The organism is Bartonella sp. P0282, assembly GCF_048452985.1.
Taxonomy (GTDB): domain Bacteria; phylum Pseudomonadota; class Alphaproteobacteria; order Rhizobiales; family Rhizobiaceae; genus Bartonella; species Bartonella choladocola.
The window spans coordinates 122,388-134,599 of the sequence record NZ_WTFO01000003.1; the positions used below are offsets into that span (position 1 = coordinate 122,388).

Sequence of the window (12,212 nt, forward strand, 5' to 3'; positions counted from 1 at the left end):
GCAACCCCACCACCAGATCATGAATGTACGTTTATTGTTCATTCCCGTCTTTTAACCTGTCCGCCATTCTATAGCAACACAAAACAACACCACCGAAAGCAATCGAACGCCCTTCTGCATCAAACTTTTCTTCAACCGGCGCGCGAATCAGCGTCGATTCGCGGGGCTGCCCGACAAAATGACATTTGAAATATAGAAATACTCTAAAATAGAATAAATTTGTTTTAATGAAAAATTATACTTGTAAAAATCGAATCTGATAATCTGCTACCATTATCACTTTTCCGTTTTGTTATAAGCTATTTCTCTTAAGCATTACGGAACTGTCTTTCTTTTACAAAGATTCCGGTTTTTTCTTTGCGTAAATGTTTTTGTGACAGTCGTCCGTTCACGAACTATAGATTTCCAAAAAATGGATTACCTGCTCTTCAATCCAAAAACTGTTTGCTTATTTTTTAGAATACGGAAAATTTGAAGAACGATAAAAAGTATTCATGTGATTTTTCATAATTAAAACTTGATAGATGAAACTGATTCGCTGCTCTCGGAATCAATATAAACTTGAATAAACAAATAGCCTTATAGTCAAAATGCGAATATACTTGAAACTATTAAGAAAAGGAAAAGTCCGGGCATTGGGGACCCGGACTTTTCTCCCCTTCGTTGGAGAAGGGATACAGGTGTAGGAAATAGCGGGGGACCTAAACACCTGTCGCCGGCACTTTCAAACATAGAGTTCTATTTGTGCGGCGAAGGTGAATATAGTTGACAGACAGGAATAGTCAACAAATATTTACAACCTATGGTTTTATTTTTTTAATATATCTCCCCACTCCAGACGACGCAGTTCGCTGTATAATTTTTTATTCCTCCGCGTTGTAATTTCGGCATTTTTCTCACCACCGGAAGTGCAGATCGTATATTCCACTTTTCCGCTGGAGCGTTGAGGCCGTGACAGGATGCGACAATATTGCACATCGGGCTTTTCATGAGCGAAGGCAAGATAGCAGAATTTTTCGTCTTCAAAGGGCACGATCGCCTGTTTGGTAAGGCGATGTGTGCGCGAGCGTTCGACTCTTACAGAAAAATGGCACCAGTCCGGCGATTCGACCGGACAAGCAAATTCATGTGGACAAGGTGCAACAATATGGCCGCCTCTTTCAATTAACCTGTCACGTTGGCGGTTCAATCTTTTAAAACCGGCAGGCGTACCCGGCTCAATGAGAAAAAGCATGTCTCCGGTCTTGTTCCATAGGCCATCAACAAGGTGATCCTGTATTTTTTCAGGAAGTTCATCCAGCACATAACTTGCTGTGACAAGATCGGCTTTGGCAAGATTTTCAAAAGCGGCAGAAGAAATATCCATATTCTGCCAATCTGTTGTTACATGTTTTGAAGCGGACGGGGCGCTATCGTCATTCACAAGGCTCGCTGAAAACAGCGTTTTACCGATAGCAATAATATCATGGCTCTGCTCGACAAGCGTTGCATGTTGAAGTGAAGGGAAAATCCGGCTTGCGGCAAAAACGGCCGTGCCCGGTCCGGCACCGACATCAAGCTGGCTTGACGGTGAAAAAGACGGGCAAATTTCTGTGACTTTATCGAGTGCCGAAAACACGGCCGCATAGGTTGCCGGAAAACGCGCTGCTATATAGCCGAATGCAGCATTCCTGTCGGCAATATGCATTTTCCCGTCAAGTATTTCATTGCGATAGCGTTGGGTGAGCCGGTGAGACGCTTTTTCAAGTTCGGCGGGATTTGTCTGTTGAAAAAGCTCGTCAAGCGCGTTTTTCAAATTGGCAGGAAGTTGCATTGTGCGATTCCATAATAAAAGGCTTTTCTTGTGAACCTTATTTCATTCTTTATTGAAATAGTCTAACCCCGTCCTTAAGCTGGACATTGTATAATCATGGAGTTGCCGGAAATCTTGTCGGGCATTTTGAAACAAATAGCATTTCTTTTCCTGAGCTTGTTTCTGGCAGCGGGAACGGGATATGCAAGCGCGGATATAAACGAAGCTGAAACATGCAAAATTGTGCGCTTTGCCGATACCGGTTGGACAGATATTTCAGCGACAACCAGTATTGCCACCACACTTCTTAAAGCACTCGGCTATGATACCGAAACACGGATTTTATCCGTTCCTGTTACTTATGCCTCGCTTTCCAATGGCGATATTGATGTTTTTCTGGGTTATTGGAACCCGTCCATGACACCCGATTTCAAACCTTATCAGGACGATGGAAGTGTCGAGCTCCTCGGTTATAATCTGGAAGGGGCAAAATATACGCTGGCTGTGCCGCAATTTGTCTATGACAAGGGCTTGAAAAGCTTTGAAGATATAAAACGTTTCGGCCCTGAACTGGGTTATACCATTTACGGGGTTGAACCGGGCAATGACGGCAACCGCCTTATTCTTTCAATGCTTCATGATTCCGCTTTCGGGCTTACCGATTTCCATATTGTCGAAACCTCCGAACAGGCCATGCTTGCCGAAGTCGAAGCACGCATTCGGGAAAACCGCCCGATCGTATTCTTGGGGTGGGAACCACACCCGATGAATATGCGCTTCAAAATGGCCTATCTTTCCGGTGGTGACAAATATTTCGGGAAAAATTTTGGCAATGCCAAAGTCGGCACCAATATTCGCAAGAATTATCGTCTGCAATGTCCCAATGTAACGCGTTTTCTCGGCAATCTCGTTTTCGATGTCGATATGGAAAACCACCTGATGGATCAAATCCTCGATCAGGGTGAAGACCCGGAAAATGCTGCCCATTCATGGCTTTTATCCAATAAAGAAAGGGTAAAAGGCTGGCTTTCGGGGGTGACGACCGTCAATGGGGGTAACGCTGTTGAAGCCGTTGACCACGCACTCGGCGCACCCGATGAAGAGACAAATACACACTATAAAATTCCGGTCGGAAAAACCGCAAATACGATCGTCGAGTTTTTGAAAGAGCATGGCGGGCTGGTTTTCACGGCTCTGCGTGTGGGTCTTGGCAGCCTGTTAAAAGCCACTCTGGCACTTCTATTGTGGCCAAATCCGCTTTTGTTGATTGCTATTTTATGTGTTCTTGCCTTTGCTATCCAGAGAAATTGGCGGGTTGTTGTGCTCACTGCACTGGGGTTTCTGTTCGTTATCAATCAGGGCTACTGGGTTGACACGATGGAAACAATAGCTCTGCTGTTCTGGTCGTGCATTCTTTGTATGGGAATTGGCGTGCCGGTCGGCATTGCCTGCGCCCATCGTCCGAAAATATATCGCGGGATCCAACCCATTCTCGATCTTATGCAGACATTGCCGACCTTTGTCTATCTGATACCGGCTATCATTTTTTTCCGCATTGGCATGGTACCGGGATTGATCGCAACCATTATCTTTGTGCTTCCTGCCCCCATAAGGCTCACCCAGCAAGGTATTGTGTCGACGCCAAAAGCCTTGATCGAGGCGGGTAAAGCATTCGGTTCCAACCGGCGGCAGATTTTATGGAAAATCGAATTTCCCCATGCTATGCCGGAAATACGTGCGGGCATGACGCAAACCATTATGCTTTCGCTTTCCATGGTGGTTATTGCAGCAACAGTTGGCGGCAATGGTCTGGGTGTCAAAGTCTATCGCGCATTGCAGCAGCATGATGCAGCTATGGGCTTTGAAGCCGGTTGCGTTATTGTGGTGGTCGCAATCGTACTTGACCGCCTGTTTCGACCGGGGAAGGCACGCTAATGGCCAGAGTCATCATAGATCATGTGAGTGTGGTTTTCGGCAATCGTCAACAGCAGGCGCTCGATCTTGCAGATCAGGGCGCATCACGGGCAGAAATCAAGGACAGAACCAATACAGTGCTTGGTGTGCATGAATGTTCGCTCGACATTGCCGAGGGTGAAACATTGGTTCTGATGGGGCTATCCGGTTCGGGAAAATCGACTTTGCTGCGCACGATCAACCGTTTGATAAAGCCGGTCGAAGGCAATATCTATGTTGGTGATGTCGGCAATGAAATCAATGTCACCACCGCTTCGAGAGAAGAATTGCGCTATGTGCGCACGCGCCTTGTTTCCATGGTATTCCAGCAATTCGGCCTGTTTCCTTGGCGCACGGTCGCCGATAATATCGGTTTCGGCCTTGAAGTGGCCGGAGTGCCCAAAAAACAACGTCAGGCGATTATTGCCGAACAGCTTGATCTGGTCGGATTGAATGAATGGGCCAACCGTATGGTGACCGAGCTTTCCGGCGGTATGCAACAGAGAATCGGCCTTGCCCGTGCTTTTGCAACCGGCGCACCCGTTTTGTTGATGGACGAGCCGTTTTCGGCACTTGATCCGCTCATTCGCAACCATTTACAGGACGAACTTCTGGAACTGCAAAAGCGGCTCAATAAAACATTGATTTTTGTCAGCCATGATCTTGATGAAGCGATCAAAATGGGAAACCGCATTGCCATTATGGAAGACGGACGGATTTTGCAATGTGGTACAGCACAGGAAATTGTGCTATCGCCCGCCAATGAGCATGTCGCCAACTTTGTGCGCCACATCAACCCGTTGAGCTTTTTGACAGCAAGACAGGTCATGCGCCCCTATAATTATGAGAATGGCGATATTTCTGTTGCAGCCATGGCAAAACCTGATACGAGTTTACCTGATCTCATCAGTGTGTGTGACCGGAAAAACGGTGCCATTGGCGTTGCCGAAAATGGGCGTGTCATCGGCGTTATCACCGAGGAAGACATTATCCATCATCTGGCAGAGCATCAGAAACGGTGATAGGTTTGTTTTATGAGTTTGGATATTACAACAATTAGCGATGTTGAAGACCCGCGGCTTGCCCCCTATCGGGACATTCGTGAACGAGACCTTGTCGGGCGCGAACATCATTTCATCGCCGAAGGCAAGGTGGTTCTGTCGGTTCTTTTAAGGTCGGAACGTTTTCAAGCCCGATCATTGCTGGTTGCCGCAGCCAAGCTTTTGGGGCTGATGCCGGTGCTCGATGCAACCAAGCCCGCCTGCCCTATTTACTGTGTACCGCAGAAAATTATGGATGACATTGCCGGTTTTAATGTCCACCGCGGTATTCTGGGTATCGGAGAACGTATAAAGACGCCAACACTTGAAGAATTTTTGGCCGGTTTGCCGGAAAAAGCACTCGTTCCGGTGCTGTGCGGAATTTCCAACCACGATAATATGGGGTCGATCTTCCGGAACGCTGCCGCTTTTGCAGCCGACGGAATTATCATTGATAAAACCTGCTGTGATCCTCTTTATCGCAAAGCCATTCGCGTTTCGGTGGGAGCTGCATTGAAAGTTCCCTATACCCAAGGTGAAGATATAAAAGAAATTCTCACAGCGCTTGAAAAAGCCGATTTCCGTATCTATTCGCTTTCGCCCGCCGCTTCAAATTATTTGAAAGATGCGGAAGTTGCGAAAAGAACAGCTCTGGTTTTCGGTACTGAGGGCGAAGGTCTTCCCGAATTTGTCCTGAAGGATACCGAAACCTTGCGCATTCCCATTGCTTATGATTTCGATAGCCTGAATGTTGCTACCGCAACCGGACTTGCACTCGAACATTTTGCCGATTTTGACAAATTGAACTGACGATCGCACGTCTGGAAAACCTGACGCGGGAAAACTGCCGGACAGGAACGGATAGGTTCAAACAGGCTCAAGCAAGCTCAAACAGGCGCAGATAAAACCGGATAGTATTGTTCAGAAAATATCTATTGTCGCCTAATGCGCGCGATTTTTTCAAAACCCCGATAACAGTGCCGGCTTGTCAGGCTTTGATCGCAAGCCACAAAACTTCCGAAAAAATAGAAATGCGATACATAGCACCAGAAACACCAGACCATGGCATAACAAAATATTAGCCGCAAAAACATGGGTAAAAACGCGGTGCAGAAAAACGTAGCGTAAAAAAACCTAGCGCAAAAAGACCTAGCGTAAAAAAACCTAGCGCAAAAAAAGTAGCGTAAAAAATAACACTGCCTAACAAAGCCGGTGTTGCTACCTTCCGGACAATTCTCTCCCGAAGAGCGGATACCAATATCGCTTACGGGAGCGGGCAATGAAAATCACTTCAGTGACAGAATTTTCAAGCTCAGTGCTTTGGCTCTATCTGCATTTGCCCCTATCTGCATTCAATTGATCGTCCGGATAGGAGAATTTGTTAAACCTGACAATTTTTAGCCGTCAGTTTATTAAAACCGCCACGGGGTGAGGCAAGAGGGATTATCAAAAGCCGACACGGGAACCGGCCAGTCCGGTTTATAAAGAAAAGCCAACATATTAGCGCGCCCCCTGTTTAGCGACGATTGTTTGGCGACGCCCCTTTTTAGCGCCCCCCCTGTTCAGCAACCGGCTGTTTAGCAACAATTGCTTAGCGACGCCCCTTTTTGACGTCCCCTGTTTAGCAACCGGCTGTTTAGCGACACTTGTTTAGCGACAATTGCTTACCCACCATTACAAGCCGGAAAAGCACGCCGACTTAAAGCCCAACGTGCTACCAATTGTGCTTTATTGAATGAAAACGCGGCATTACCCTTTTCAGGCTGCGGTATCCTCACGCGATTTATTCAACAGGTTTTTGAGCATTGTCTCGGCGCGGGCATCACGTTCCGAACGGGTGATGAACCCACCACCAAGAACCCGCGCATCATTGGTTTCATTATCGTAAAGGACACAAGCCTGCCCAGGAGCCACACCTGTCTCGCCTTCCAGAAGGTCGACTGTGAGCGTACCATCATGATATTTCACAATAGCCGGACGTGGCGGGCGTGTAGAGCGTACTTTGGCGGCAACTTCAATCCCCTCTTCGGGGAAGTCATCAAGATTTTCATCACCAAGCCAATTGGTATCCCGCAAAAACAATTTGCGTGTTTCAAGTGCTTCTCTGGGGCCGACAATGACACGCGAATTTTCCGCATCAAGATAGACAACATAAAGGGCTTCGCCGGTTGCAATGCCAATGCCGCGACGTTGACCGATGGTAAAATTGACGATTCCGCTGTGGCGACCGAGAATGCGCCCGTCAATATGCACAATCTCGCCGGGGTTGGCAGCTTCGGGGCGCAATTTTGCGATCACATCCGAATAGCGCCCCTGTGGAACAAAGCAAATATCCTGACTGTCGTGCTTGGAGGCAACGGCAAGCCCCATTTCGGCAGCGATTTCCCGCACATGCGGTTTTGCAAGATCACCAAGCGGAAAACGCAAATAATCAATTTGTTCCTGCGTTGTGGCAAAGAGGAAATAGCTCTGGTCGCGATTGGCATCGACCGGCCGGTATAATGCACGGTGTGCGCCATTCTGGCGGCTTCTGATATAGTGACCGGTTGCCAAAGCATCCGCACCGAGATTTTGTGCCGTTACAAGCAAATCGGCGAATTTGACTGTCTGGTTACAGGCAACGCACGGTATCGGCGTTTCACCATGGGCATAACTGTCAGCAAAAGGATTGATGACCGCCTCACGGAAGCGGGCTTCATAATCGAGCACATAATGGGGAATGCCCAAAGTTTCCGACACCCGCCTTGCGTCTTCTATATCCTGTCCGGCACAGCACGAACCAACGCGGTGGGTTGCTGCACCATGATCGTAAAGTTGTAAAGTCACGCCGACAACGTCATAACCTTCTTTTTTCAACAAGCCTGCGACAACCGACGAATCGACGCCGCCCGACATGGCAACGACTACGCGTGTATCCTCAGGGCGTTTTGGAAGATCTAGACTGTTGAGAGACATAAACTCACCTTCTAACTTATTGACAGTTGCATGAAACTATATCGTGTTTTTATATACACAACACAACCGCCATTCCGAAAAAGAGAATGCAAACAGGTCATTTTTTAAAAACCTGACTTGCCCAGTTTATAAAAAAACAAAAAAAAATAAAGTGGCGTTTTTAGTTCAAGTTTGTTTGATAGCCGCGTTTTTTGTATAAGTAATTGTTTATAAAGTGTTTTTTAAATTAAACACAATTTTGAGCCTGTGTATTTGTTAAATTTTCGTTTCAACCGGTTTAGCTCTTTTTTAAAGCTCCATGGTTATTGTCGCATCAGGTCCTTGAATAAGAGTAGAGAGTACAATGACCGAGTTAGTAAGAACAAGAGTAAAATACGTTATTGGCCCAGATGGGAGTCCGCTTACGATCACCGACCTGCCGCCAAGCAATACAAGGCGCTGGGTTATCCGCCGCAAAGCCGAAGTTGTTGCCGCTGTAAGAGGTGGCCTGCTGAGTTTGGATGAAGCCTGCCAACGTTATACATTGACGGTGGAAGAATTTTTGTCCTGGCAATGCTCGATTGATGAACACGGTCTTGCAGGTTTACGCACCACGCGTATCCAGCAGTACCGGCATTGATAAAACGATGCCCCTTCTTGCCTTCAAGCGTCAATAAAACAACCGTTTCTTGAATTTCAGGAAGCGGTTGTTTTATATTCGGGCAAATTGATGGATGGCGAAAAAGAAAATATCCTGAAAAGAAACAGGAAGCGGCTTTCGTCAACTTATTTCAATCAAGCAAGCGGCAAGACAAAATGCATTCAAAAGCCGGGATGCATTTAAAAACCGAGATACATTGAAACAGAATCATTTGTTGTTCACACGCGCTTCGTTGAAGCCGGTTTTTTACTGTTTTTTTCCGGCTCCCCTCCGTTCTTCCGACTCCCCTCCCTTTTTCCGGCTCCCGTCTGTTTTTCCGGCTTCCGTCTGTTCTTCCGGCTCCCGTTTGTTCTTCCGGCTCCCGTCTACTTTTCCGGCTCTCGTCTGTTTTTCCGGCCCTCGTCCGTTCTTCCGGCTCCCGTCTACTTTTCCGGCTCCCGTCCGCATTTGCAGGATACTGAATGTCCCAAGCCAATTTTGCCGTTGCTGTTTCTATCTGCCCACCTGTTTTACGGCTATGCGCCCGATCTTTTTATTTTTCACGCGCCCGATTTAATCTTTTTTCGCCACACGAATAATGAAATCGGAATTTTAAAAATCAGAATTTTCGGGAGCTTAACCGTCACTTTCCACAATCTTTCCCGCGGCTTTACGGTGTCTTACCTGCTTCTTTCCGGTCTCTTTCGGATGGCTTTCGAGTGGCTTTCCGGTGGCTTTAGGGTCTCTTTCCAGCTTCTTTTCTGCATCGTTCCGGTCTCTTTCCCGCGTCTTTCCTGAGTCTTTCCGGCGAGTTTCCTGTTTTTGAAGCAATCCTCTAAAAATTCGTTAGCTCGAACGGTTTATATCGTTTTTCTTTTAGAATTTTCGTCTCGCGGTTTGATAATCTTTCGGTTCCAATTTCCCGCGCGCAAGCTTTAAGGAAGCTGGCTTCCTCGAAGATATAGCAGCAATAGGGAATTGCTTTTTTGAAAATCTACAGCGGGGAAAACTTCGCCAAATGAATGCGCGTTCTCCTGTTTGCCGGTTAAATCCGGTTATAAAAAATAGCTTATGATTAAAAACTACAAAGCGGAATAGTGGCCTGACAATGTGTGACTACAATCCGGTGCGCGTGAATACAATTTGAGGGTTTGACCACAATTTTTTGTGGGGGTGACTACAATTTTGGGTAATCCCTACCCGCAAAATAAACGGAAATAGAGTGGCCGGAAAAACCGGCCACTTCAAGACTGCCTTTTTATAGGCACGGGAGAATAATTTTCAGCAATTTTCTAAATTTGTGTTCAAGCATCCGGCCTTGGCGGTGGCGCGCAAGGAGAAATTGTTATGTCCGGCCAGTGTCGTTTTACCCGATATGGTTTTGTCGGCTTTCAACTTACGTCCAGTCCAAGTCCAAGCCATATTATGAAAATTGCGACACATACAGGTTTTCTTTGTCTCGTTTTCCGAAAATAACGCGACGATAACGGACAAATAAAACACATATACTCAATTACATAACAACTTTTCGTTGTAGACAAAACCGGTCTATTTATTTTAAAGCCCTATGCCTGTTCAGCGGCAACCGGCTATATTCATGGCTCAACAGAAAGCGCGCAAAACCTGTCGCATCATAAACGCAATAGATAACGTAAACGCGTTAGGCAACGTAAACGCGTTAGGTAACGTAAACGCGATAGGCAGTGCTACTCTTCCCTCGGCTTATCTGGCATTCCCTTGACAGGTGTTGCATGAGACAACCGTTCTGTCGTCATTTGAACCGGCAGGTAGACCATGGCTTTTGTCAAAAAGCTTTTAACCGGAAATTCAGCCGATCATCGAACGGCTTTGAACAAAGACAACATCTTCCTCAGGCAGTGTCTTGCCATCGCGTTCTTCCAAAGCCTGTGCACGTTCCAATTCGGCTTCCAGTTCATGCAACTTCATCTCGGCAGAAGCTTTCTGGATTTGCAAATCGCGAATCGAATTGATGAGGTTTTCACGCCGCTGACGGGCTGCGCGTGCAAAAGTAGGATAGGCAAAGTGATTGACATCAGTAATGCCGGATTTGCGTTCTTCATTGACGATCTGCGTTTCAAGCTCGCTTACCATACGATTGAACTCGCCCATCATCATGTCAAGTTGAGAAATCTGGCGACGTTTTTCGCGCACCTGAAACATTTTCAACCGAACCACACTTTCACGCGGTTTCATACGCAATACTCCTTGACTACCGTGAACAATACACGTTCACACCTTGATACTCATACACGTTGGACCGGAAAACAGTTTATCCCTTCAACTACGGGGCTAACCGGATAATCCGTTGCACTGAATAACGAACTTTTCCGGCAAGCCAGCCCTGTTAAAACTTCCACATTTGCAAAGCTTGTCGACAGGCTGTCTTAACTATTTGTTTACGGTCTTTGAGCACTATAGCCGAAGTCCCTTAAAGCTCGGTAAACAAAAGAGCTTTTTACAAACCGGAAAATCGTCTTTTCAAATTGGAAATGCACGAGTCGTATGAATCGGTTAGCGTATTTTCTTAAAGTAAAAATTAAACATATTCGTTTAACATTTATCACCTTGAATCAAAGGAATACAAGGTTTTTTTCACAAAATTTTATTAACGTCTTGCCAAGAAGAATCATATTTTGTTAACCATTTTGATGCAGATTGGTTAAAGAGGCAACGAATTGTTCTGAGTGCTGCCGAAATGTAAAATCACGGTTTCGGTTAAAATCATGATTTTATGGTGTTTTTTAAATCAGCTGTGCACGTCTTGGCGCAGTTGTTTGCATTGACCGCGATAACGCCTGATTCGGCTAGTGGAAAGGGGATATAGAATATGCGCGTTTTATTGATTGAAGATGACCACGCGACAGCGACAAGTATCGAGCTTATGCTCAAATCCGAAAGTTTTAATGTCTACACCACAGACCTTGGAGAGGAAGGTGTAGACCTTGGAAAATTATATGATTATGACATCATTCTGTTAGATCTTAACCTGCCTGATATGTCGGGTTATGAAGTTTTGCGCACATTGCGCCTTTCCAAAGTCAAAACCCCAATCCTCATTCTTTCCGGCATGGGCGGAATTGAAGACAAGGTTCGCGGCTTGGGCTTCGGTGCAGATGACTATATGACAAAGCCATTTCATAAAGATGAATTGGTTGCCCGTATTCACGCCATTGTTCGCCGCTCGAAGGGTCATGCCCAATCGGTCATCGCAACCGGTGATCTGGTTGTCAATCTCGATGCAAAAACCGTTGAAATCGGCGGTCATCCGGTGCATTTGACAGGCAAAGAATACCAGATGCTCGAACTCCTTTCACTGCGCAAGGGAACAACTTTGACCAAGGAAATGTTCTTGAACCATCTTTATGGTGGCATGGACGAGCCGGAATTGAAAATCATTGACGTTTTCATTTGCAAATTGCGCAAGAAACTCGACGCAGTTTCCGGCGGCGTAAATTATATTGAAACCGTTTGGGGACGCGGTTACGTTTTACGCGAGCCGAATGAAGAGCCGTTGCGCGAAACCGCTTGATAAGGCGGTAAAATCCGTTTCTCGGTTTTGAGAGATCATGGCCGGAGACCTTTTCCAAACGGAAAAGCTCCGGCGTTTTTTTGCGACACAAAGTTCCAGCCTTTTTGTGACATAAAGCTCCGGCTTTTTTTGCGAAATAATGGCCGCATCATCCATTCCGGCCGAATATGCGCGATCCATTCTCGCCAAATATGCCCGAATATGCGTACGATCGGTTCTCGCCAAATGTGAGCACGACCTATTCCGGTGAGTTCAGCTATCTCTTGATCTGACGGTTAAAAAGCGCACTTTATTTGATGGAAT

General features: G+C 46.3%; 10 protein-coding genes and 1 pseudogene. 7 read left to right on the forward strand and 4 right to left on the reverse strand.

Annotated elements, in window-relative coordinates:
* Positions 1 to 808: 808 nt before the first annotated feature.
* Complete coding sequence (locus tag GQS64_RS09580) at positions 809 to 1,813, reverse strand: small ribosomal subunit Rsm22 family protein (protein WP_198231410.1); 1,005 nt, start codon at positions 1,811 to 1,813, stop codon at positions 809 to 811.
* Positions 1,814 to 1,939: 126 nt separating this feature from the next.
* On the opposite strand from GQS64_RS09580, the pseudogene choX reads away from it, so the two are divergent.
* The 4 genes and pseudogenes from choX to GQS64_RS09600 all read left to right on the forward strand — a co-directional run.
* Positions 1,940 to 2,884, forward strand: a pseudogene (choX, locus tag GQS64_RS09585) (choline ABC transporter substrate-binding protein); the annotation flags it as partial.
* A gap of 30 nt (positions 2,885 to 2,914) precedes the next feature.
* Complete coding sequence (gene choW, locus GQS64_RS09590; protein WP_225868191.1) at positions 2,915 to 3,727, forward strand: choline ABC transporter permease subunit; 813 nt, start codon at positions 2,915 to 2,917, stop codon at positions 3,725 to 3,727.
* On the forward strand, positions 3,727 to 4,767 hold the full coding sequence (locus GQS64_RS09595; RefSeq protein WP_077993054.1) for a quaternary amine ABC transporter ATP-binding protein: 1,041 nt from the start codon (positions 3,727 to 3,729) through the stop codon (positions 4,765 to 4,767). Before choW ends, GQS64_RS09595 begins: the two co-directional genes overlap by 1 nt.
* 12 nt (positions 4,768 to 4,779) lie before the next feature.
* A complete protein-coding gene (locus tag GQS64_RS09600; RefSeq protein ID WP_198231412.1) occupies positions 4,780 to 5,595 on the forward strand; it encodes a TrmH family RNA methyltransferase in 816 nt (271 codons plus the stop codon).
* A 948-nt stretch (positions 5,596 to 6,543) separates the two neighbouring features.
* On the opposite strand, the gene mnmA is transcribed toward GQS64_RS09600, so the two are convergent.
* Complete coding sequence (gene mnmA, locus GQS64_RS09605) at positions 6,544 to 7,740, reverse strand: tRNA 2-thiouridine(34) synthase MnmA (protein ID WP_077993058.1); 1,197 nt, start codon at positions 7,738 to 7,740, stop codon at positions 6,544 to 6,546.
* A 343-nt stretch (positions 7,741 to 8,083) separates the two neighbouring features.
* Between mnmA and GQS64_RS09610 the strand changes: the two genes are divergently transcribed.
* On the forward strand, positions 8,084 to 8,359 hold the full coding sequence (locus tag GQS64_RS09610) for a DUF1153 domain-containing protein (RefSeq protein ID WP_075868936.1): 276 nt from the start codon (positions 8,084 to 8,086) through the stop codon (positions 8,357 to 8,359).
* Between the two features lie 267 nt (positions 8,360 to 8,626).
* On the opposite strand, the gene GQS64_RS09615 is transcribed toward GQS64_RS09610, so the two are convergent.
* Positions 8,627 to 8,827: a hypothetical protein gene (locus GQS64_RS09615; protein ID WP_198231413.1), complete on the reverse strand. Its 201-nt coding sequence runs from the start codon at positions 8,825 to 8,827 to the stop codon at positions 8,627 to 8,629.
* 1,129 nt (positions 8,828 to 9,956) lie between these two features.
* Here GQS64_RS09615 and GQS64_RS09620 point away from each other — a divergent pair.
* A complete protein-coding gene (locus GQS64_RS09620) occupies positions 9,957 to 10,100 on the forward strand; it encodes a hypothetical protein (RefSeq protein ID WP_198231414.1) in 144 nt (47 codons plus the stop codon).
* Positions 10,101 to 10,186: 86 nt separating this feature from the next.
* Here the strand turns inward: GQS64_RS09620 and GQS64_RS09625 are convergent, their stop codons facing one another.
* On the reverse strand, positions 10,187 to 10,573 hold the full coding sequence (locus tag GQS64_RS09625; RefSeq protein WP_077993062.1) for a flagellar export protein FliJ: 387 nt from the start codon (positions 10,571 to 10,573) through the stop codon (positions 10,187 to 10,189).
* 634 nt (positions 10,574 to 11,207) lie between these two features.
* Between GQS64_RS09625 and ctrA the strand changes: the two genes are divergently transcribed.
* On the forward strand, positions 11,208 to 11,909 hold the full coding sequence (ctrA, locus tag GQS64_RS09630) for a response regulator transcription factor CtrA (protein ID WP_077993064.1): 702 nt from the start codon (positions 11,208 to 11,210) through the stop codon (positions 11,907 to 11,909).
* Positions 11,910 to 12,212: the final 303 nt, after the last annotated feature.